Source organism: Caballeronia sp. LjRoot34 (assembly GCF_964253815.1).
GTDB lineage: Bacteria > Pseudomonadota > Gammaproteobacteria > Burkholderiales > Burkholderiaceae > Caballeronia.
In genome coordinates, this window is sequence record NZ_CAXUSB020000003.1 from 2,084,916 (window position 1) to 2,106,594 (window position 21,679).

Consider the following 21,679-nt stretch of genomic DNA (forward strand, 5'->3'; position numbering starts at 1 on the left):
TTTGACACGCACGGCGGCAAAGTCATCCCCGCTACAGACTGACGGGGAATCGGCTGTGGGATAACACGCGAAATGCCCCGGAGATGTACATCAGTGGACCTCGATCGCCCGAGCATTTCGCACGTCGGCGGTCCTACACTCCCTCGACCAGTACGGTCCTATAGGTCGCGCCCTTGAATCGGTGCTGCGCTATCGCGTGATACTCCAGGCTGTCATACCAGGCACGGGCAGAACGGGTGTCCGGGAACTCCACGATGACCACACCCTCGGGCGCAGGTCCTTCGAGCGGCTGCTGCGGTCCGTAAGCCGCAAGAACCTTGATCGGGTGACCGGCAAAAGATTCGCCGGCCTTGGCCTGGTAAGCGTCGAGTTCGATCTGGTCCTGTGTGCTTTCTCGCACGAAAACGATATACGTGACCACGCTTGCTGCTCCCAAAGAGTAGGCGCAGGATCAAACGCGCTGATTGCACCGCTCAGTCGACCGCATACCGATCGCGTGCGAATTGAGGACGCAGTTTCCGACGATTGCACTCGGCGCGCTGTGCGGTTGATTTTGCATCCGCACGCGCTTCAGTCCCGCACGCTCTTCCGCCAGCGAATCAGCGCCTGGCAGCGTGCGAGCGAAACCCTCTTCGGCTTCCTCAGGCAATCCACCCACCGTCGACCGTCAGACTTTCACCGGTGGTGTAGCTTGCTTCGGGGCTCGCCAGGTACGCTACCGCCGCTGCGATTTCTTCGGGCTTACCGAAGCGACCCACACTGGCGAGTTTCGTCATCGTTGCGTGAGCTTCCGTCCCAGGCTGGGGAGCGAGTTCAGTGTCGATCGGGCCGGGCTGAACTGCATTGACGGTCACGCCATACTGGCCAAGCTCGCGCGAAAGTCCGCGTGTGAAGCCCCGAATGGCAAACTTCGACGCGATGTAAAGCGTTACGCCAGGCAGCGGCGCTGCTTCGCCGAAAGCAGAGCCCACATTGATGATGCGTCCCCAGCCCGTCTTGATCATGCGCTTTGCCGCGTCCTTCGCCAGTTCAATCGGCGCCCGCACGTTCAGATTGAAGTGCGTGTCATACGATGTCTCAGACGACTCAAGGAACGGTCCGTATTCGACGGTGCCCGCGTTGTTGACGAGGATGTCGAGTCGGCCTTCAAATTTTCCGCCAAAGACGCCGTTCAACGAATCGGTCAGCGCCGCGACACCCTCGGGCTTCGCCAGATTGGCGCCGACCGCTTCGGCCTCGCCGCCTGCATCGCGGATCGCATTAACTACGTTCTCTGCACGCTCCGGACTCGACGCGTAATGGACGATAACGGATGCGCCCTCCCGCGCGAGACGGGTTGCGATGGCCGCGCCGATTCCACGAGAAGAGCCGGTCACAAGTGCAAGTTTGCCTTTCAGAGCTTGAGTCATGATTACCTCGATAGTGAAATTTGAAGGGTCTGCTCACATGCCCAAGTGCGGGGACAAGCCGACTGTTGCATGTGCGCCAATGTGTTCATGCATTGGTTGATGCGTATCGTCCGCTCGTGTCGGAATGCACGGTAGTAGTCGGCCAGGAATAGGTCCTATTCCTGGTGGAGTCCACTTTACTGAACCGGGATGCCCAGACGCGAGTCATCGCTTCGCAAGGGCACGAGGGCACAAATGCGCTTATGCGGAACATGCCTGCACGGAATAACTGTTATCGACGGGGGATGCCTTCTGCTGATGCTCTGGGAGTTTCAACCTGCGGGGATCGTGAGCAGCTACGCTCACGCTCAATGCGGATTAAACGCCCTATCGGCCTCAATCACTCAAGGAGATTCGCGATGACACTGCAAGACAAACTCGACGCTTTCAAAGCCGACTTCAAGGCCGGCAAACCGCCCTATTACGCACCGGCGGAAATCCACCCGATCATGGAGCGTGCGACTGCTGAACTGATCGCGAGCGGTCAGGCAGCCCGCGCCATCAAAGCTGGCGACCGCGCCCCGCTGTTCAAATTGAAGGACCAGAACGACAACGACGTCTCGTCGACCGACCTGCTTGCGCAGGGGCCGCTCGTCGTGACCTTCTATCGTGGCGTATGGTGTCCGTACTGCAACATTGAACTTCAGGCGATCAACGAAGTGCTGTCGCAGATTCGCGCCCATGGTGCGAACGTGGTCGCCATCTCGCCGCAGACGCCGGTCAATAGCCGCAAGTCAGTGCGCGAGAACGGGTTGAGCTTCCCGGTGCTGAGCGATGTCAACGGCGAGACAAGCGCAGCGTTCGGCGTGCGCTTCTCGCTGCCTGGCTACCTCGTCGATTTGTACAGGCGCCTGAGAAACGACCTCCCGGTGTTCAACGACGACCCCAGCTGGACTTTGCCTATGCCAGCGCGCTACGTCATTGGCCGCGACGGTATCGTGCTGTACTCGGAGGTTCATCCGGACTACACGCGCCGCGCCGATCCAAGCGACATGTTCGCCGTGCTCGAGAAGGCGACTGCGAAGGTGTAAACGGAGAAACTTACCGACCCCGATTTTGCTGTTTTCGGAAGCCGGCGCGTCAATCGATAAGAGTGGATTTCGGGTCGGCTTCAGTACTGCCACCGTGCCCATCAAATAGGTGCTCGACGAAAGCGACGAAGGCGCGCGCTTTCGTCGTAGCCATGCGACCGGACGGAAAGACTGCCCAGACATCGATGGCTGGCAGCGTCCATTCGGTGAGAACGGCTTGCACAGTGCCGTCGGCGAGCTCGGGGGAGAACATCCATTCTGACGCGACAGCGAGGCCCATGTGCCCCAGCACCGCCGTGCGCATGCCCTCGGCAGCGCTCACGCTTACCCGGCCCGACACGGCCACGGCGACCTCCGTGCCATCGTTGCAGCTAAACGACCACGACTCGCCACCACCTCGCAGCGAGTACACGATCGCCTGGTGCCGGCTCAGGTCTGCCGGTGTCTTCGGAACGCCGGCGTCCGCGAAATAGCGCGGTGTCCCGACCACCAGCCGCCGTCCCCGCAGGATGCGTCGTGCGGTCATCGTCGAGTCGTCGAGCGCACCCATGCGGAGCGCCACGTCGACGCCCTGTTCGAGCAGATCGATGGAGCGGTCGTCCAGAACGATGTCGATACTCAGTTTCGGATGCTGGTCGAGAAAGGACTTAAGCGCTGGCAAAATGTGCAGCCGCGCGAAGGTGACCGCAGCGCCGATGCGCAAGCGGCCCGAGAGTCCGTCCGACGATTCGCGTGCTGCCTGTTCGGCCTGATCCGCCTCATCGATTGCACGGCGGGCGTGCTCGTAGAATCGCTGGCCCGCATCCGTCGGCGCCAGGCCTCTCGTTGAGCGAAGCAAAAGCCGCGCGCCGAGATGCTCTTCCAGTTGCGCAATCGACTTCGAGACCGCCGGCTGGCCTAACTTTAACCGGCGAGCGGCGGCAGAAAATGAACCTGCGTCCACCACGGTTACGAACGTCTCCATCGCGGTCATGCGGTCCATGCGTTGCTCTCCTGCAAACTGTTCATAATCAAATAGCAGGGTATACGAACCGTCTCCCATGCGACCGATTACTCTATGTCTTATCTCCTGCCGGCCCTTCGACGAGCACGGCGGGATTCACGCTGACATATCGCTTCGCCAACGTCTCGTAAAGTGCCGGGGCAAAGAGTTTCGATACCTGACTGGATATCAGCGCTGTAGCCATGAGTGATATGACGAGTGCATGGCCGTTGATCATCTCGATCACGATCACAAAAGCGGTGATCGGGCTTTGCGTCACCGCAGCCAGATAACCGACCATTCCGAGCGCGATCAGCATCGGCAGCTGCATCTGGCCGAACACCAGGTGCAGCGCATTTCCAATACCGGCACCGATCGCCAGCGAGGGCGCGAAGAGTCCACCAGGTGCGCCCGGCAGATACGACCCGACCATCGAGGCCATCTTGAGCACCGGGTAGGCAGCGCTCAGTTGAGCTCGTCCTTCCAGCATTGCCCGCGCTTCGGCATAGCCACTGCCGAACGTATGTCCGCCGGAGGCCACGCCGATCACGGCGATGATCAGGCCGCACACGGCACCAAACGCCACCGGATGACGGTCGCGCCAGGTGTTGATCGACGACGGGATCCAGCGCCCGGTATTCAGTAGTAGCCAGCAGAATACGCCGCCCGCGACGCCAGACACAGCGCCGATCAGTACAACGGCTACTGCGAGCAGGTCTGGGAAGTGGTTCCCTATATCGATCGTTCCGAAATACGTGTAGTTGCCCTGCAATCCCAGTGAAACAATACCGGCGAAGATGATGGCGGTAATCAGCACGCCACTTGTGCGCTGCTCGAAGCTTCGGGTCAACTCCTCGATTGCAAAGACGACACCGGCGAGCGGCGCGTTAAACGCTGCCGACAGACCCGCTGCGGCACCAGCGAGCGCCAGCCGGTGCTCAAGCGCCGTGCCCCGGAGGGCTCGGAACCGCTGAGGATAAAAGCGCCGCAGGTTGAACATGAGTGCCGCACCCACGTGGATCGTCGGACCCTCCCGGCCGATCGTAAATCCCCCCAATATCGAAAGGAACGACACCACGATCTTGCCGACCAGGATTCTTATGCTTAGAAGGCGTGGCGCAAGAGCGCCGCTGTCATGAAGCGTCGCGATGACCTGAGGGATTCCGCTGCCTTCTGATCCAGGGAAAAAGCGTCGGGTCAACCAGACGCCGAGTGCGCCGATCGCCGGGCTGACGGGAAGCGGCAACCACCAGTACCGGGTCGCATACCGCAGAAAAGTGTCGTATCCGACGTCGATCAGCTTCGCGTACAGAACGGCGACGAGCCCGGTCGCGATGGCGCCCAGCCAGAACACGCCGTAATGCAGCCACAACCGTCTGCCACGCTGCACCGCACGTTTATCGATAAATCCCGGTATGCGCATGACGCCGCCGCAAAGGCACGAGTATAAACGATAAGGCACACTGTGCCATATCTCGCGATAGACGGCTCAGTCTTCATGGCAAAGTGTAATAAAAGCGGGAGGACCGTCACTTCCTGCGCGCAGGTCCAAATACCCAGCCGAAAGACTCGATCTCCGATTTGTGTAGCGCCGCCAGTTTCAACAGACAGCGCTCGCCCTTCGTCGTGAGATGCACCTGTACCTGACGGCGGTCCAGGCCGTCGGGTACGCGAACCACCAGACCTGCGGCTTCGCAACGTGAAACGAGTGCGGCTGTACCATTCGGCGCAGCCTGCAGCCGTTCCGCGAGTTCACCGACACTGGCCCATTGCCGGCCGGTAAACCCTCTGACGTGCAGGAGCAACTGATATTGCAACGGAGTTACACCTTCTGCGTGGGTGATCTCCTCCGAGAACCGCAGAAACTGCCGCAGCTGATAGCGGAACTCGGACATCGCCTCTAGATCATGCTTACCTGGCGCCGCGGTGGGTGTGCCTTTGCGGGAGCTCATTCAGTCTCCAGAGATTGGGAAAATGCGGATTGAAAATATGTCATCTTGTGCCTAAACTGGTTCTGAGTTGCGCGTCCGGGTTTCGGTTCGTGCGTGGAACAGGCAGCGAATTCTCCGGCCGCGTGGAGCCGTGTTCGCCGCCTTTGCAGAGGATTCTAAAACGTTCGACGCGGAGGAGACCAATGTCGACGTATCGCTTTGTTTTCAGGTGCCGGTTGCGATGACGTATCCGCGTTAGGGAGCGGTAAATGAATTTCTGCTGCGCCGGCTTCCTACTCGTCGTGTCGGCGGCGCTGGTGTCGATTCCAGCCGTCGCGAGCACTCCACGCGTCCTACATGTTGCGATGTTGGAGACTGGTGCCCATGAACTCAACCTTGAGTATTCAACGCTCAACGTGCGTCACGTCGAAGATGAGGGTCCGAATTCCGGTGAGTATCGCCTGGTCCCGATAATTCACGGTCCTTCATATTTCTCCGCGCTACTGCGCTACGACCATCAGAACTTGCGGGAGCACCACCGGCTGCAGGGAAGCGGTTTCGGCATTCATTGGGACAGCCGGTCGCGGTAGCCGGCAGCGACCGGCACACCACGGCGCAAGGCGACGTTTCAAGGATGCGCTGTTGAATTTTGGGTAATTCCTGGCCCCGGCGGTGCACTACGAGGGCTCTTCAACGATGGTGGCACGGTCGGAATTCAACTCGATCACCTCATCAACGGCGTGCGTGAGCGTAAGGACGGCGCACGCTCCGGGGTTGGACTCTCCCGGCCGGTCGCCGGATGAACAGGCTGTCTTGCCAAAAGTATCACTGAGAGCCGAATTTTTGACTTTCTCGTTGATCTATCCGCAACTGAAGGTCAGGACTGCAGCGCAAGACCGAACAAAGTCAATTCACGCGTAACCGATACTCAAGGATGAAGACCATGCACCTGTTGCTAGTTAGTGTGAACGTCAATCGCAATGCTCATCCGAATATCGTGTTTGCTGTGCTGCAGAATGAGGCAGGAGAATCGGTCAGCGTTCAGATTCGCTTCGATCCAGGCACCAACGTTGACAATCTGACGCTTCGTGAAATAGCGACTCTGGCTCGTGAACAGATGAGGAGAATCGAAGTCGGTTAGGTTCTGCGCTCCTTCATCCAAAAACCGCAGAAACAACTATCCTTGTACCGCTGATCGCCCGTCCGATCGCAACGGGAACCGCCCTGTTGATCGCGTTCGAGCATCGAAACCTGATCCAATGACGCGCGTAATCTCACCGATGGCCACAGCCTTGATATCCAGCCAGATGTCCAGCTATTTAGCCGAAGTTGTACGAGGCAGCGGGGGCACCGCATCTGGAGTCTAGCGATTGGGCCAGAGCAATAAATGACTGAACAGGACTTCGACGATCTGGTGAAACAGGCTACAGCGGTAGACATGGAAATCGCGAGATGTGAGACGAAGGTCCGCGCGCTATGGGCAGATATCAGACGCCATACCCGGCTGGGAAATGCCGCTTCGACGCAGTATCAACGTCTGGTCGTCATGGAAAACCAACTCGGGCGCTGGAAACTGCTGCGCGAACGTATCCGCGCAACGCTCGCCAGAGCAGGAAAGTAGGTCCCGGCCTTCAGCCCGACATGAGCCAACGTGAGCAGTTGCAGTAACGCAGTCCCTCACCTTCTTGCTTGCCCCAGCAAAGCAGTTCAGGCAGCACTCTCACCACTCAAACAACACTCGTCAGTTCCCTGCCGCCCTGCCCCCGGATGATTTTTCTTCGGGCTATGTCGCGAACTGCTTCGCCATGCCCGCGAGAATGAACTCGACCCCTACGCGAAATTCATTGTCCGAGTTTGTTCCCGCCGCAACCCTGGCTATTTCGCGCAGCTTTGGGAACCTGTCATTTGGCAAAGATTCGGCTTCGGCAACATGGGCATCTGAATCGCCATCAAATCCCTCGGTGGCACTGCCGAGCTGGGCCTGCGCGAGGCCGATAATAAACCCGTTGAACGTCCGGAATGCCGCGAGCAGAACTTCTGCGGAGCAGCCGCTTCGCGCGAGTGCCCCCAGCAGTGCCTCCGCCACTTCCAGCGTCGCTTCGTGACTGGTACGGCGCGTCAGCACAAGCGGGATGACATTGGGATGAGAGCGGATCGCCTGCCACATTTCCAGCAGTATTGCCCTTACATCCTCCCGCCAGTCGTCTTGCTCCTCTGGAATACACACCTCGGAAAAAACGGCTTCCACTAGCAGCGTGTCCAGTTCGTCGCGATCGTGAAAGTAGTTATAAATCGTCATCGGACCCGTTCCAAGTACCGCAGCAAGCGCGCGCATGGACAGGGCAGACAGCCCCTCCTCATCGACAATCTTCAATGCGGCGGTCTGAAGCTGCTCGCGGGTGAATTTCGGTTTTGCAGGCATGTTTCCTCTTGACAAAGTACATCGTACGTATTCAAATTCTATTGACGTACATTGTACCTAAATAGACGGTTCCGGAGAGCAAAATGGAAGAAATGAAAGGCAAGGTGGTTCTGGTCACTGGGGCATCCTCAGGATTGGGCCACGCGACAGCGCAGTTGCTGACAACGCTGGGACATCGGGTGTATGGCACGAGCCGCAAACCTGATGCAGCAACCGGTGCAGCGTGGCCGATGCTTGCACTGGATGTCTGTTCCGACTTATCAGTACGGGCCTGTCTCGCTGAAATCCTTGAGCGCGAGGGCCGAATCGACGTTCTCGTCAACAATGCTGGCCACGCCTTCGTAGGCGCGATCGAAGAAACGGATATCGACGAGGCGAAGGCCCAGTTCGAGACGAACTTCTTTGGAGCGCTGCGCATGATGCTCGGGGTCTTATCGTTCATGCGCGCGCAAGGCTCGGGTCATATAGTCAACATCAGCTCGCTTGCGGGCGTCGTTCCCTTTCCGTTTCTGGGAGTCTATGGCGCGAGCAAGCACGCGCTGGAGGCCATTTCCGAATCCCTTGAGTATGAACTAGGCGATACCCGCATCCGCGTCACGCTGATGGAACCGGACGGCATGCAGACCTCCATCGGATTTCATCATCCTCGTGCCGAACACGCGATCCTCACCGCGAAGCGCCTGCGGCTTCTGCGGCAACTTGAGATCAATACCCGCGAACATGGAATCGAACCCAGCGCTCTGGCTCAAGAAGTCGCAAGCGTGATCGAAAGCGATACGCCGCCGTTACGCGTCGTAATCGGCGACATGGCAAAGGAAGTCATTGGTGCGCGCCATACAATGCCGGAGACCGGCTTCCGTCAGATGCTCGCCGGTCGTATACGTCAGATCACGGACGGGACGGCTGAAATGGATAGCGACCGTATCTCATGAGGCGCCCGCTCCTCACGCGAGAGTCAGTCTGGGGTCATGGCACCATTTGTTCTCGCAACTGGGAGCCGATCCGGCCACCCAGAAACAGCAGTCCTTGACTCCCATTACTGTACCTACTACTCTGTCGATAACAGTTCACCGTAGCGAGCCAGCATTGTGGGAAAGAGAGACGACATCGTTGAGGCGACCAAAGCGCTGCTTTGGGAGAAAGGGTATGAGGCAACCAGTCCGCGCGATATCCAGGAGCGCAGCAACGCCGGACAAGGGAGCTTTTACCATCACTTCGCCAGCAAACAGGCGCTGGCGGCCGTCGCTATTCAGGAAGTGGTCGACGAGCGAATCCAGGATTTCGAAGACGCGATGGCCTTACCTGGTAGCTTCATCGACCGGTTCCTGAAGTATGTCGCCCAGAATCAGCAACCGCTTCTGGGGTGTCGTGTCGGCCGGCTGGTCTGGGACTCGGCGGTACAGGAAGAGGAGTTGAGGTTGCCGTTGGCGCAATACTTTCGACATCTCGAAACGCGCATCACCGGAATACTTGAAGATGAACAAAAGACGGGCAACGCGAAACTCAGCATGCCCGCCGACCAGATCGCTCTTCTAATCGTCTCCATTGTGCAGGGCAGCTTCGCGGTGGGCCGTGCCATGAAGCATGCACGCGCTGGCAAGATGCGGAGTGCGCTCCAGGCATTTTTGCGTATCGCGATAGTTGAGAAATAATTTTCGACCAAATTGTACATACTCATAGGTACAATCATAAACAGATTGGAGATGCCAGATCATGACGCAGCTTCAGGAGAAGTTCCTCGACTTGGACGGGCACCAGGTCGCTTACGTCGTCACTGGCCCTGATCCATCAATCGTGTTGCTCCACGGGATCCCCACAAGCAGGCATCTGTGGCGCAATGTCCTCGGGCCCCTGAGTGAGGCCGGTCTGAATTGCGTTGCGCCTGATCTGCTTGGCTACGGCGATTCATCGAAGCCTGAAAGCGCCGACCTGGGAATTGCGTCGCAGGCACGAATCATCGAGGGGCTATTTCAACAGTTGAGCTGGAACGGTGGCGTAGTCGTCGGGCACGATATCGGTGGAGGTGTGGCGCAATTACTTGCGCTGAATTGTCCGAAGTATGTGCGTGGTCTCGTGCTGGTGGACAGCATCGCGTACGACTCCTTCCCTGAACCCGGTATTGCAAGACTGAAAGAGCCGGTAGGGGACGAAATACTCGGCGCGCAAGGGTTCGATCTGCGAAAGGGCCTCGCGAAAGGCCTTCGAAGCGGCATGGCTCAGCAGGAGAAAGTGACTCCCGAGCTGGTCGCTGAGTATGAACGCCCGTTCCAAGGTGTGACTGGTCGGCAAGCGTACCTGAGAGCTGCCAGGGCGCTCCGCACGGAGGAGCTATCGACCCGCGTCTGGGAAATCGAACGGCTGCAAATGCCAACGCTTCTGGTTTGGGGCGCCCACGACACGTTCCAGCCGTTGCCGTATGGCCAGAGACTCGCCAAGGCAATGCCGAATGCGGAACTGGAAGTGATCGAGGAGGCAGGTCACTTTCTACCTGAAGACACGCCGGATCGCCTTGCACAGTTGATCATCCGTTTCGTGAAAACGCGGTTGTGAGAGAGAAGGAACGCGACATGGCACTTACCCTGTCACGACGCATCTACTCTTCGTAACCAGTCTTTTCCCATCACCATTCCCGGTGATTATTCCTGGAGGTACGAGATATGAAAATTGCAGTGTTAGGCGCTGGCGGCGTCGGCGGTTATTTTGGAGCACGCCTTGCAGCTTCCGGCAGTGACATCACGTTTATCGCGCGCGGCAAGCATCTCGAAGCGATGCGCAAGAACGGCCTACGTGTCATCAGCCCTCTGGGTGACGTCACAATACAAAATCCGAAGGTTGTCGACAGCGTGGACCAGGTCGAAGAAGCCGACCTCGTCGTGGTCGCCGTGAAACTCTGGGATACCGAGGCAGCCGCGAAATCGCTGAAGACCCTGACGGACCGCGGTGCAGCGGTCGTTTCATTTCAGAACGGCGTGCACAAGGACGAGGCTCTTGCAGCGCATCTGCCGGCGGATGCACTGCTGGGTGGCGTCAGCTACATCGCGTCTGTCATTTCGGAGCCAGGAGTCGTTACTCATAGTGGCACGCTACAGAAGCTTGTATTTGGTGAATACGACGGACGCCGTTCGCAACGCGTTGAAGAGTTTCTTGCAGCGTGCGTGAAGGCGGGAATCACGGCAGAGATCAGCGACAACATCCGTCAGCTAATCTGGGAAAAATACGTTTTCCTCGTTGGACTATCAGGCACGACATCTTCAGTCCGCAAGCCCATCGGTCCCATCCGCGACAACCCCCGAACGCGGGCATTCCTGCTGGAAGTCATGCGGGAAGCCGTCGCCGTCGCACACGCCCGAAACATCGATCTTCCACCCGACTTCGCTGAAGACCGCCTGGCGTTTTGTGACACATTGCCACCTACGATGACTTCATCTATGCACGGGGATCTTGAGCGCGGCAATCGCATGGAGCTACCTTGGCTCAGCGGTGGCGTATCCGAGCTGGGCGCGCAACTCAACATTCCGACGCCCAAGAACGATGCGATCACCGATATCCTGACACTCTACGCAGCCGGAAAGTAGACACCCACTCGAGGCGAGTTGCTTGCCTTCGCGTTGTCGGCCTGCCTTGCACACGGCGACGAGATACAAGAACCTTGGCGAAAGGCATCGAGCCAGCGATGGGCAGTGCGATGCGATGACGACCTTCAGGAGACGAAAAGATGAATGTTGAACAGTTGACGCTACGTGCGATTACGTCGACGGCGGTTTCCGTGCCGATGGCAAGACCTCTTGGTACGAGCGCGCAAACGATCCGAAATGCGCCCCTGCTTCTGGTATCGCTGGAAACTGAGCAAGGCATTACCGGACACGCGTATGCGTTCTGCTATCTCGAGTCGGTAGCGCAGTCGTTGCCGGTGATTGTCAAATCGCTCAGCGATTCTCTCGCGGGCCAAAAGGTGGTGCCGCTCGAACTGGCGCGCCTGATGTCGAAATATTTCAAGCTGACGGGTCTGTACGGACCCCTGTGCATGATCGCGTCCGCCGTTGATGTCGCCGCGTGGGACGCGCTTTCAATTTCGGCGGGAATGCCACTCGGAGCACTGCTTGGCGGGAAATGCGACCCGGTCCCTGCATACAACAGCAACGGACTCGGATTGATGGCGCCAGGTGAAGTTGCCGACGAGGCCGAGGCACTTTTGTCTGGCGGCTTCCGCGCGATCAAGATGCGCCTCGGTCGTGCGAGTTTCTCCGACGACCTGGCGGCTATCCGTGAGGTACGAAAACGCATCCCTGATGAAATCAGCCTGATGACCGACTTCAATCAGGCGCTCACGCCCGCGCGGGCTATGCAGTACTGCCCTGCGCTCGATGGTGAAGGGGTGTACTGGATCGAGGAGCCCATCCGGCACGATGATTTCTCTCACGCAGCGATGATCGCCGACGCTACGAAGACACCGATTCAGTTGGGCGAAAACCTTGTCGGACTGCCCCCGCTTTTCGATGTGCTGAAATCGGAGGCGACTGATTTCCTGATGTTCGACCTCGATCGCATTGGTGGAGTCAGCGGATGGCAACTGGCCAGTGGTCTGGCATCTGCCAGCGGCAAGGAAGTTTCCTCGCACCTGTTCCCTGAAGTTAGTGCCCATCTTCTATCTGCGACCCCCACTCGACACTGGCTGGAATACGTTGATTGGGCAAATCCCATCCTCCAGGAACCTTTACAGCTCGTTGACGGAAGCGCCGTCATTCCCGACCGCCCCGGCAACGGACTGAGTTGGAACGACGATGCTGTTGCGCGATACCGCCTTGACTAGGCATTGCGACACGAACCTCTCAGGTTATGACCGTGCTTCACGCCCTCACGACTGGGGCATCCCGCGATGAATGTTTCGCGCCGGCACTGCCGGCAAAAAGTCGCATCTTCCTGAACGTACTTCTCTCGACGATGACAGGTGCATCCATGAAACAGATTAGAGGTGTAGTTTTCGACCTATATGGGACGTTGTACGATGTTCACTCGGTCGCCGGGCTCTGTGACCAGTACTTTCCGGGACGTGGACGGGAGATCAGCGTGCTCTGGCGTCAAAAGCAGTTGGAGTACACGTGGTTGCGCAGCTTGATGGGGCAGTACATTCCATTCGAACAGGCCACCTCCGACGCGCTGCTTTTTGTAGACGAGAACATGAAGCTGGGCTTGCCGACGGATCAGCACGAAGCCCTGTGCGATGAGTACCTGAGAATCAAACCCTATCCCGAGGTACGGTCAACGTTGCAAACTCTACGAGCGCAGGGGTTGCAACTTGCCATTCTCTCCAACGGATCGGTGAACTCGATTCAAAGTGTGGTTGATAATTCCGGCTTGATGCCTCTATTCGATCATCTGATCAGTGTTGAGGAAGTCAAGGTTTTCAAGCCGCATGCGCACGCTTATGAGCTAGGTGAGAAGAAGCTGAAACTACATCGCTCCGAACTCCTGTTCGTGTCGTCGAATGCATGGGATGCATCCGGAGCTCGTCACTTCGGCTATTCCGTTTGCTGGGTAAATCGCGCCGGCAACACGTTTGACCGCCTTGGCCAGGTCCCACAATACATCGTACAGAGCCTCGATGCGCTGCCTGATCTTGCGGCATTGACGCCCGCAGCCACATAGTGGTGCCTGACGCCCGAAGCCAGTTCAGACAACATCCATGGCTCGGATCGAAAGGTGCGACGCGTAGTCGATTCCCAATTCCTCCTGGGCAGTCAAACCTTGACGGAGTTGGGCGTCACCGAGTATTTCGACTTCTGGACCAGCGGGTTATAGCAGCGAACACATATCTCTAACCAGAGCTATTCGAAGCAATTTTTGCATTTTTGCGGAGGCTAACGGCCGATACGCTCATCCATGATCAGGCGCGTGCTACGTCGATAGGTTAGATAAGCCCAGATCCAGTTAAGCAGCACGGTAGAGCGATTGCGGCCGCCGGCCAGAAACGAAATATGTGCCACGCCCCAGAACCACCAGGCGGGTGCACCCCATAGACGTAAGCGGCCGAATTCGGCGACCGCTTCCTGGCGCCCTATGGTCGCGAGACTGCCCACGTGTCGATATTGGAACGGGGCCGGCGTAGGCGCGCTGCGCAATCGCGCGCTGATCACTTGCGCCACATAGCGGCCCTGCTGCCTGGCCGCGGGCGCCAGTCCAGGCACGGCCGCCCCGTTCCATCCCATCGACAACGCGGTATCTCCAAGCGCGAATATTCCGTCCAGACCTGGTACCGACAGATCCGCCGATACAGCCAGCCGCCCCGATGAGTCGGTATCCTGCCCAAGCCATTGAGCCGCCGCCGACGCCGCCACACCGGCCGCCCAGAGCACAGTGCGCGCGGGGATGCGCTGTCCGTGTATGTCCACACCGGCACGGTCGACCGACAGCACTCTGGAGCGCAGCCTGACGTCGACGCCGAGCGATTTCATCGAGCGTTCTGCCGCAGCCGACGAGGCGGCAGAGAACGTGGGCAATACGCGGTCCGCCGACTGCAACAGGATGACGTGGGCGTTGGCCGGATCGATGACACGATATTCATCGCTCATGCCATGACGCGCCAACTCGCAGATCGCACCGGCGAGTTCGATGCCGGTTGGCCCTCCGCCAACAATGACGAACGTCATCCAGGCGTTACGCTGGTCTTCATCGGCGGCGTTTTCTGCCTCTTCAAAAGCCCGTAACAGGCGGCTGCGAATCGACGTTGCGTCTTCGATGTTCTTGAGACCCGGCGCGAACTGCGCCCACGCATCCTTGCCGAAATAACCGTGCCGTGCACCAGTCGCCAACACGAGATAGTCGAACGGCACTCGTGCGCTCGCGGTCGACACTTCGCGCGTGGCAGTGTCGACACCAATCACTTGGGCGAGTTGGACGCGCACGTTGCGCTGGTTCCGAAAGAGTTCCCGGATCGGTGTCGCAATGTCGGCGGGCGACAATGCAGCGGTGGCCACCTGATAGAGCAAAGGCTGAAAAAGATGATGGTTGCGCTGATCGATCAGTGTGACGCGGCATGGCAGACGACTGAGGCCCCGCACCGTCTCGACCCCGCCAAAGCCACCGCCCACGACGACGACATGCGGCAATGCGCCGGCGAGCTTCCGTGCTGGCCTGGTGAGGGCCCGTAACCAACGACTCAGCAAACGGTCGAGTGAGAGAAGACCCCCTCCGGCTATCGCGACCACGAGCACCAGCAAGAGGATCGCGAGCCGGTCGTCCGTCGACATCCCGATTGCCGCAACGGAAATCGTCAGCGCGAAGATCAGCGCGGCGAAGCGTGTACCCACTCCCAGCGCGAGCGCAGCTGCTATCGTGATCGCTAACCAGGCTGGCCGAATCAACACTAAAGCAGGTGCACCGAACATCAAGAGACCGGCGTGTGAAAAGACCGGCGAAACATAGTCGGCAATCGACACCGCGAGAGCGATGCGAACGGCGAGCAAGGCAACCGGCGTTCCGCTTCGTTCGATCGCGTCGTAAAGCCGGTCGCCAAGCTGCAATAGCCGGGAGGGGAAGGATGCCATGCCACGCTTTAAAAGATGGTCGACCGAAAGCACGCCCGGCCCGCTGACGACCAACCACCCTAGCAAGGCGACCTTGACACCGATCGCACCCGAACTCATGGCGGAGCCGCCCAACACTGTCTGAGCGAAAAACACCAGTGCTATTGGTCGCGTCAGGAAGCCCACGCTGAGCAATAAGGGCGCAATAACGTGCAGCAAGGCCGCGATACCAGATGGCGCATGGAGAACACTCGAAACGCCGCCTGAGTGAGCCCCTTCTGCCATCGTCATGATCCGATGGACGAACACGACCTGTCCGAACCAGACCCTCGCAATCAAAAGCAACCATGGCATGCAGATCGCGCGTGTCGACGCGGTAAGTCCCGACACGCGATTGAAAGTCTCTCGGATCATGACGATATGACTCCGGGTAGTAATTTAATGATAAGGATATCGAATTATTATGAATAAATCGGACGCACTCGCTTAAACCGAATACATCTCGCAGCGGGGTTATATCGATGTAGTCACCCGGGTCAGCCACATCGGCGAAACGGACAGCAGCGCGGACTCTACATGGCGGTCATACCCCAGAAGAACAAAGACTCCCAGCACGACAAAGACCAAACCGAGCGCGGTCTTCGATACACTACCCAGTGATGCGAGCGGCCTGCGGGACCGAAGCAGCGACACGCGAGAGGCACCACCGAGCAGCACCAGTGGCGCACCCGCGCCCAAGCCGAACACCATCATCAGCAACGCTATTTGTCCCAGGTGGCGGCCTTGCGCGGCGAGCGTCGTGGCGGCACCTAGCGTCGGTCCGACGCACGGGCTCCAGACCAAACCGAGCACAAGCCCGATGCCAAACTGCGATGCAAGACTGTCCCCGCTCAAGGAACTCAGCGCGCCCTGCCCGATGTTGCCCACCCGTGACCCCAGCACCGCAAACCCGGCGGAAAGACGCGTGGACAACATGACAATCCCGAACACGGTCATCACCGCGGCCGCGACACGGCGAAGGAACTCCGGGTCGAGTCCCACATTCACGCCAAGGTTGGCGAACACCGTGCCGACGGCTGCGAACGACAAGCCAAGGCCGCCTGCTAACGCAAGCGTGCCGAAGCGATGTTTCGACAACGCGGACGCGATGAGAATCGGGACGAGCGGTAGCACGCACGGTGACAGCACCGATACGACCCCAGCTACGAAACCCAACGCGTAGGTGCCTGGCCCGAAGTCCATCACAGGGCCGCTTCGAACGTCTTGCGGATAGCTCGTTCAGTGGTCTCGCCGGTAGACCGCGCGACCTCGTGCCCCCCCTTGAAGACGACGAAGGTCGACTGCTGGGTGATCCGCAGGCTCTTCTTCAATGCGGTTTCCGTGTCGTAATCCGCCTCGTAGACAGTCAGCGATTTAAATTCAGCATCGGATGACAACCGGTCGACTATCGGCTGCTGGATCTTGCAGGTCGGGCACCACACCGCATGCAGATATACGACTGTCGGCTTGCCGGCTGCAATCTGCTCGTCGAATTGGGTCTTGTTGTAGGGCACCTCGCCGGCGTACGCGATGTTCGCGAGCGCCAAGAACAGGTATGCCAGCGCCGCTCGTCCAATGATCGGTTTCATTATGTCGTCCGTCTGTGTTCAGTCCGTAAGTAAAGCCTCCAAACGGAAATTCGTCGATGAGACGAGGCGGGTTACAGCGCATCGAAAAAATAAACTGTGCGCAATTTGAAGGCGAGCGCAATCCGGCCTCGGCTCGATCGGTCGAAAGCAAAAAAAACGATTCTCCTGTAACCAAACATTTGTGGCCCGCGAAATAGATGATGTACCCAGCACGGGTACCTTCCATCCCAACTATCGGAGAGATTCAATGTCTGCAAAAACCACTGTTAGTGCCACCCTGCTCGCCGGCGTTGTCGCGAGCTTGCTTGCATCAGTTGCCCACGCAGCGCCACTCACGCAGGCAGAAGCAAGCGCTGCCGTTGCCGCTCACAAGGAGAAGTGCTACGGAGTCGCGCTGAAGGGGCAAAACGACTGCGCCGCCGGTCCCGGCACGACGTGTCAGGGTACGTCCGCGATGGATTTTCAGGGTAACTCGTGGAAGTTCGTTCAGGGCGGCACGTGCGCGAGTATCGAAGTGCCGGGTGGCGGACACGGCTCGCTCACCCCGATGAAGTCCTGATCCGGCGAACGACAAGAGAAACGGGGCGGCCATGGACAATTCCACGATGACAACGGCAGTTGGCGAACCAGACCGCCCCTTTCACGCGACGCCCGGCGCCCACGGGCTCGCCGGTACCAGTTTCAAGCATGAGCACCTGTCTGCGATTCTCGCGGACGGACTGAACGACGGATTCTTCGAGGTTCATGCGGAAAATTATATGGGCGCCGGCGGCCCACCACATCGGGCGCTTGCAACCATCCGCGAGGACTATCCGCTTTCCATTCACGGCGTGTGCATGTCGATTGGCGGGCCGGAAGCACTGGATGTGGCTCATCTCGCGCGCTTTCGCGATCTGGTGGCGCGATACGAGCCGACGCTGGTATCCGAGCACCTCGCGTGGTCCTCACACGGCGGGAAATTCTTCAACGACCTGCTGCCTTTGCCGTACACGAAAGACACGCTCGATAAGGTCTGCGAACACATCAACCAGGTCCAGGAGGCGATCAAACGCCCCATCCTCCTGGAGAATCCGTCGACGTATGTCGCTTTCGCTTCCTCGACAATGAGCGAAACCAACTTCATCCGGGCGGTCTCGCAACGTACCGGCTGCAGTCTGTTGCTGGACGTCAATAACGTTTTCGTTTCGGCAAACAATCACGGCTTTTCGGCCTCAGCGTACCTTGCCGATTTCCCACTTGAACAGGTGGGTGAGATACACCTGGCCGGACATAGCGAGCAACACGACGACGAGAACGAGCTGCTGCTCATAGACAGCCACGATCGTGCCATCTCCGATTCCGTCTGGGAGCTTTACAGGGATGTCGTATCGCGTATCGGACCGAGGCCAACGCTGATCGAATGGGATAGCAACCTTCCGGACTGGCCCGTGTTGCGGGCTCAGGCGCTGACGGCCCGGCGGATCATGGCAGAACACGGATTGTCACTCGTCGAGGAGGTCAGCCATGACGTCTGAAAGTCGCCCGTGCGAGTACGCCGCAGCGTTTGCACCCGGTTTGACGGACCCAGCAGTCGTGGCATCAGAAGGTGTGGTCGCCACGTCGGGAAAAGGCGTAATCAATCGCTATAACGTCTACCGCAATAACGTCACGGTCAGCCTGATCGACGCGCTCGCGGCTATCTATCCTGCTATCCAGCGCATCACCGGCGTCGACTTCTTCAGGGCGATGGCCCGTTTCCACGTTCGCGCGACGCCTCCTGCTTCTCCGTTGCTGTTTGAGTACGGGCGGGATTTTCCCGCGTTCATCGAGTCCTACGAATATGCCCGCGACATGCCGTGGTTGGCGGATGCGGCGCGCATCGAGCGGGCGTGGCTGGATGCCTATCACGCTGCTGACCTGCCCGTGCTTGATGCCGAGGCGTTGGGAAATATTGAGCCAACGTCGCTGGCGGCGGTGCGTTTCAAGCCGCACCCCGCCGCGCGGATTGTGAGATCACCCTATCCGGCCGTCGCAATCTTTGCGATGAACCGGACTGATGGCCCTGTTGCTCCACTCCGCTCAAGCGAAGCGGAGGATGCACTCGTGACGCGACCGGAGCAGGACGTGGTGGTATCGCGCCTGCCGGCCGGTGGCGCGGCATTCCTCATCAGTCTTCTCGAGGGCGCGTCACTGGGTGAAGCGATCGCAGCCGCATTTCAGGAAACCCCTTCCTTCGATCTCCAGGCCAACCTGGCAGGGATGATCTCAGCCGGCGTGTTTACCGCCGTTCAACATGGAGATTGATCAAGATGTCGAACCAACAAGAAGTAAGACTTCCCTTTTCAGGCGTTGTCATATCCGCGGTTGGCACTGCGAAGCGGTTGATCCAGCGGCTCGCGCAACCGTGGCTCGTTCAACTGATGCTGCGGCTTGCTTTGGCCGTGCCGTTCTGGAAATCGGGCATTCTCAAATGGCGCGGATTCCTTCAACTGAACGATACGGCTGTCTACCTGTTCACGGAAGAGTTCAAGTTACATCTCCCTGGTGGTCCCTATCCCTTTCCCCACCCAGCGGTTTTTGCATTTCTGTCGGGCTGCGGTGAGGTGACATTCCCCGTATTGCTCGTACTTGGCTTCGGAACCCGGTTCGCCGCAGTCGGCTTGATACTGATGACGTGCATCATCGAACTGACTGTACCCGACGGCTGGCCGATCCACTTGACCTGGGTGGCGATGGCGCTCGGAATTGCAGCCTGGGGCCCGGGCCTGATATCGATTGACTATCTGCTTGGTGACAAGTCGTTCAGGTCGTGACCCGGCGAATACATCTGACCCGGGCAAGCGATGTGGTTATCCGGGGATGTCAGGTTCGAAACGTTGTCAGCCTGGAACGGCAAACTGCTGGGGAACAGCCGCCGTCGCAGAACGCGACCCGAGTGTTGCTGGCTGAGCCAACCGCGAGCTTCCAACCCGTCCTTCGTGCAATTACCGACGATGATGTCTGGACTTCTCCTCTGCCGGAGTACCTGGCGGAACGCCAAAAAATTGATGTTTGAGAAAGAAACGGGCACGTGTGGTAAGCCCCCGGTAGCCACCGTCCTGTCAAACGAACACGGGCCCAGATTCGACACGAAGAGGCGAAATGAAAACCGGAGAGCTGATATTTCGGCTAGCTAATGAACTGATTCCCGTCGAGTCCAATGCTGTTTCGAAGAGGCTCAACCGGGCGCTGATAGTCGGCCTGACCGCCAGCATGGCGTTGCTGGTCGTGCTCTACGGTATTCGCAGCGACATGCCGGAACTGATACTGACGACGACGTTCTGGGTACGACTTGCGTTCCCAATGGCGACCCTTGCAACTGCAATGAAACTCGCTGCACGTCTTGGCCGTCCCGGCGCGCCGCTCAAGCTTGCATGGTTCGCGGTCGCACTGCCCTTCATGACCATGTTGCTCGTGGCCACTCTTATTCTGCTCGCGACACCACCAGGCTATCGTCTGCAACTGATGCTGGGGACAACATGGCGTGTCACCACAGCGAATGTCGTTCTGCTGTCTCTGCCATCACTTGCCGCTGTGATGCAGGCCATGAAGGGCCTTGCCCCTACTCGCCTTGTGCTGGCTGGCGCAGGCGCTGGACTGCTCGCTGGTGCGCAGGGCCTGCTTGTGTATTCCCTTTATTGTTCAGAGATGTCTGTGCCGTTCTGGGGTATCTGGTATGTACTGGCGATTGTCATAACCACCGGTATAGGTGCTGCGGTTGCTCCGGTCTATCTGCGGTGGTAACCCAGCCTAGAGACAGGAGGCAGGAGGCCGCATCATGCCGTAGAAAATCAGCCTTCCTGACCTACGCATATGGGTTGTACATGCTGATCGAGCATTTGGCCGCAACGAAGACGAGTGTGGATACCTGGCCCACCGCGATCAGGCCGACCACGACCACCCGAGCCAAAACACCCCATAGAGCAACCACAGGCGGCACCCTCTTCGCAATGTTCGCGTGCCGATGAGTCGGGCTAACCCCATCTTTGGGAACCTTGAAAGATTAACGGCCCTCTTGATCGCCAGAATTGGCTGGCCAGATGCCATTGCCTGGGTCCTCGCTCGCATCGGGAATCCATGATTCACTCCGGAGACGGTTCGTGTGCTTGCTATGCTGACGCATGGCTCCAGCGCCGAAACTCTCCGCGGTCACTGCGCTGGCGATTCGGGGCGACCGGTGATAGTCGTCGGGGGTATGACTGCAATTGATATGTCGCTGGTCTGTGCCCTGGGCATCTTTGCAACAACAGTGGGTTTGCCTTGATCAAACAATTCCTCACTTTCCTCATTCACCCCAGCGGTCCAATGAACACGATGCCCTCCGCCTGCAGTGGCCCGACTCTTATGCGGCGCTCCTTAGCGAAGTGCAGCCGCCATCGCCTCGTCGATCAGCAGCGCAAAACGCGCGTCAACATCGGGCACCGTGTAGCCAATTGACAGTTCCAGATATGCGTCGCCTAGCACCAACTGAACGAATGTCGCTGCCCGCAATGCAGCAGTCGATTCGTCAAATCGCTTTCGCAAAATTTTTGCGGCGAAGGCTCGCACGACCTTTGCACTCCTGCTCCGCCTCCTGCTGGCGCTGCGCGCGAGTGGCGGCATCGACCGCGGCGGCCGTGCGACGCGCCGGGCCGACATTCACGTTCACGTCGATCGGCCGGCCGAGCTTATCGGTTAATGCAGCCTTCAGCTTCGC

At 58.7% G+C, this 21,679-nt stretch carries 25 protein-coding genes and 1 pseudogene; 15 read left to right on the forward strand and 11 right to left on the reverse strand.

Going from position 1 to position 21,679, the window contains the following annotated elements:
• Positions 1–133: 133 nt before the first annotated feature.
• Together ACSQ36_RS40205 and ACSQ36_RS40210 are read right to left on the reverse strand one after the other, a co-directional pair.
• Positions 134–421, reverse strand: coding sequence for a DUF1330 domain-containing protein (locus ACSQ36_RS40205; RefSeq protein ID WP_436186406.1), 288 nt, complete (start codon positions 419–421; stop codon positions 134–136).
• Between the two features lie 220 nt (positions 422–641).
• On the reverse strand, positions 642–1,409 hold the full coding sequence (locus ACSQ36_RS40210; RefSeq protein ID WP_213763571.1) for an SDR family NAD(P)-dependent oxidoreductase: 768 nt from the start codon (positions 1,407–1,409) through the stop codon (positions 642–644).
• A gap of 398 nt (positions 1,410–1,807) precedes the next feature.
• On the opposite strand from ACSQ36_RS40210, the gene ACSQ36_RS40215 reads away from it, so the two are divergent.
• Positions 1,808–2,479 carry a peroxiredoxin-like family protein gene (locus ACSQ36_RS40215; protein ID WP_213763572.1) on the forward strand — a complete coding sequence of 224 codons (672 nt, stop codon included), beginning with the start codon at positions 1,808–1,810 and terminating at the stop codon, positions 2,477–2,479.
• Positions 2,480–2,528: 49 nt separating this feature from the next.
• Here ACSQ36_RS40215 and ACSQ36_RS40220 read toward each other — a convergent pair whose 3' ends face one another.
• The 3 genes from ACSQ36_RS40220 to ACSQ36_RS40230 form a co-directional block, all read right to left on the reverse strand.
• Positions 2,529–3,461 (reverse strand): LysR substrate-binding domain-containing protein, encoded by a 933-nt coding sequence (locus tag ACSQ36_RS40220; protein WP_436186407.1) that lies wholly within the window; start codon positions 3,459–3,461, stop codon positions 2,529–2,531.
• A 73-nt stretch (positions 3,462–3,534) separates the two neighbouring features.
• The gene (locus tag ACSQ36_RS40225; RefSeq protein WP_436186408.1) at positions 3,535–4,884 is read right to left on the reverse strand and encodes a chloride channel protein; all 1,350 of its coding nucleotides are present in this window, start codon (positions 4,882–4,884) and stop codon (positions 3,535–3,537) included.
• 106 nt (positions 4,885–4,990) lie between these two features.
• Positions 4,991–5,413, reverse strand: coding sequence for a MarR family winged helix-turn-helix transcriptional regulator (locus ACSQ36_RS40230; protein WP_436186409.1), 423 nt, complete (start codon positions 5,411–5,413; stop codon positions 4,991–4,993).
• Positions 5,414–5,661: 248 nt separating this feature from the next.
• On the opposite strand from ACSQ36_RS40230, the gene ACSQ36_RS40235 reads away from it, so the two are divergent.
• The 3 genes from ACSQ36_RS40235 (at position 5,662) to ACSQ36_RS40245 (ending at position 7,013) form a co-directional block, all read left to right on the forward strand.
• Positions 5,662–5,982: a hypothetical protein gene (locus ACSQ36_RS40235; protein ID WP_436186410.1), complete on the forward strand. Its 321-nt coding sequence runs from the start codon at positions 5,662–5,664 to the stop codon at positions 5,980–5,982.
• Positions 5,983–6,335: 353 nt separating this feature from the next.
• Positions 6,336–6,533, forward strand: a complete 198-nt coding sequence (locus ACSQ36_RS40240; protein WP_213763577.1) for a hypothetical protein — start codon at positions 6,336–6,338, stop codon at positions 6,531–6,533.
• A gap of 246 nt (positions 6,534–6,779) precedes the next feature.
• A complete protein-coding gene (locus tag ACSQ36_RS40245) occupies positions 6,780–7,013 on the forward strand; it encodes a hypothetical protein (protein WP_213763578.1) in 234 nt (77 codons plus the stop codon).
• 162 nt (positions 7,014–7,175) lie between these two features.
• On the opposite strand, the gene ACSQ36_RS40250 is transcribed toward ACSQ36_RS40245, so the two are convergent.
• Positions 7,176–7,814: a TetR/AcrR family transcriptional regulator gene (locus ACSQ36_RS40250; RefSeq protein WP_436186411.1), complete on the reverse strand. Its 639-nt coding sequence runs from the start codon at positions 7,812–7,814 to the stop codon at positions 7,176–7,178.
• Positions 7,815–7,897: 83 nt separating this feature from the next.
• Here ACSQ36_RS40250 and ACSQ36_RS40255 point away from each other — a divergent pair, with 83 nt between their 5' ends.
• The 6 genes from ACSQ36_RS40255 to ACSQ36_RS40280 all read left to right on the forward strand — a co-directional run bounded on the left by ACSQ36_RS40255 (position 7,898) and on the right by ACSQ36_RS40280 (position 13,460).
• Entirely contained in the window at positions 7,898–8,746 is an 849-nt protein-coding gene (locus ACSQ36_RS40255; RefSeq protein ID WP_436186412.1) for an SDR family oxidoreductase, read from the forward strand.
• A gap of 156 nt (positions 8,747–8,902) precedes the next feature.
• The gene (locus ACSQ36_RS40260) at positions 8,903–9,466 is read left to right on the forward strand and encodes a TetR/AcrR family transcriptional regulator (protein ID WP_436186413.1); all 564 of its coding nucleotides are present in this window, start codon (positions 8,903–8,905) and stop codon (positions 9,464–9,466) included.
• A 61-nt stretch (positions 9,467–9,527) separates the two neighbouring features.
• On the forward strand, positions 9,528–10,364 hold the full coding sequence (locus ACSQ36_RS40265) for an alpha/beta fold hydrolase (RefSeq protein WP_436186414.1): 837 nt from the start codon (positions 9,528–9,530) through the stop codon (positions 10,362–10,364).
• Positions 10,365–10,471: 107 nt separating this feature from the next.
• Positions 10,472–11,389 (forward strand): ketopantoate reductase family protein, encoded by a 918-nt coding sequence (locus ACSQ36_RS40270; protein WP_436186415.1) that lies wholly within the window; start codon positions 10,472–10,474, stop codon positions 11,387–11,389.
• Positions 11,390–11,529: 140 nt separating this feature from the next.
• The gene (locus ACSQ36_RS40275) at positions 11,530–12,624 is read left to right on the forward strand and encodes an enolase C-terminal domain-like protein (RefSeq protein WP_436186416.1); all 1,095 of its coding nucleotides are present in this window, start codon (positions 11,530–11,532) and stop codon (positions 12,622–12,624) included.
• A gap of 146 nt (positions 12,625–12,770) precedes the next feature.
• Entirely contained in the window at positions 12,771–13,460 is a 690-nt protein-coding gene (locus tag ACSQ36_RS40280) for a haloacid dehalogenase type II (RefSeq protein WP_436186494.1), read from the forward strand.
• A 212-nt stretch (positions 13,461–13,672) separates the two neighbouring features.
• On the opposite strand, the gene ACSQ36_RS40285 is transcribed toward ACSQ36_RS40280, so the two are convergent.
• From ACSQ36_RS40285 to ACSQ36_RS40295, 3 genes are all read right to left on the reverse strand, one after another.
• Positions 13,673–15,751 (reverse strand): FAD-dependent oxidoreductase, encoded by a 2,079-nt coding sequence (locus tag ACSQ36_RS40285; RefSeq protein ID WP_436186417.1) that lies wholly within the window; start codon positions 15,749–15,751, stop codon positions 13,673–13,675.
• A 99-nt stretch (positions 15,752–15,850) separates the two neighbouring features.
• Positions 15,851–16,579 (reverse strand): cytochrome c biogenesis CcdA family protein, encoded by a 729-nt coding sequence (locus tag ACSQ36_RS40290; protein ID WP_436186418.1) that lies wholly within the window; start codon positions 16,577–16,579, stop codon positions 15,851–15,853.
• Positions 16,579–16,965, reverse strand: coding sequence for a thioredoxin family protein (locus ACSQ36_RS40295; RefSeq protein ID WP_436186419.1), 387 nt, complete (start codon positions 16,963–16,965; stop codon positions 16,579–16,581). Before ACSQ36_RS40295 ends, ACSQ36_RS40290 begins: the two co-directional genes overlap by 1 nt.
• 247 nt (positions 16,966–17,212) lie before the next feature.
• Between ACSQ36_RS40295 and ACSQ36_RS40300 the strand changes: the two genes are divergently transcribed.
• The 5 genes from ACSQ36_RS40300 to ACSQ36_RS40320 all read left to right on the forward strand — a co-directional run bounded on the left by ACSQ36_RS40300 (position 17,213) and on the right by ACSQ36_RS40320 (position 20,727).
• Entirely contained in the window at positions 17,213–17,524 is a 312-nt protein-coding gene (locus ACSQ36_RS40300) for a BufA1 family periplasmic bufferin-type metallophore (RefSeq protein ID WP_213763588.1), read from the forward strand.
• 46 nt (positions 17,525–17,570) lie between these two features.
• Positions 17,571–18,479: an MNIO family bufferin maturase gene (gene bufB / locus ACSQ36_RS40305; protein ID WP_436186420.1), complete on the forward strand. Its 909-nt coding sequence runs from the start codon at positions 17,571–17,573 to the stop codon at positions 18,477–18,479.
• Positions 18,469–19,248, forward strand: a complete 780-nt coding sequence (locus ACSQ36_RS40310; protein WP_436186421.1) for an HvfC/BufC family peptide modification chaperone — start codon at positions 18,469–18,471, stop codon at positions 19,246–19,248. The genes bufB and ACSQ36_RS40310 overlap by 11 nt, the downstream gene beginning before the upstream one ends.
• Positions 19,249–19,253: 5 nt before the next feature.
• The gene (locus ACSQ36_RS40315) at positions 19,254–19,757 is read left to right on the forward strand and encodes a DoxX family protein (protein WP_436186422.1); all 504 of its coding nucleotides are present in this window, start codon (positions 19,254–19,256) and stop codon (positions 19,755–19,757) included.
• Positions 19,758–20,085: 328 nt separating this feature from the next.
• Positions 20,086–20,727, forward strand: a complete 642-nt coding sequence (locus ACSQ36_RS40320; RefSeq protein WP_436186423.1) for a DUF1109 domain-containing protein — start codon at positions 20,086–20,088, stop codon at positions 20,725–20,727.
• A gap of 612 nt (positions 20,728–21,339) precedes the next feature.
• Here the strand turns inward: ACSQ36_RS40320 and ACSQ36_RS40325 are convergent.
• Positions 21,340–21,507 (reverse strand): hypothetical protein, encoded by a 168-nt coding sequence (locus ACSQ36_RS40325; RefSeq protein ID WP_255631268.1) that lies wholly within the window; start codon positions 21,505–21,507, stop codon positions 21,340–21,342.
• Positions 21,491–21,679: pseudogene (locus ACSQ36_RS40330) on the reverse strand (hypothetical protein); the annotation flags it as partial. The gene ACSQ36_RS40325 and the pseudogene ACSQ36_RS40330, both read right to left, overlap by 17 nt.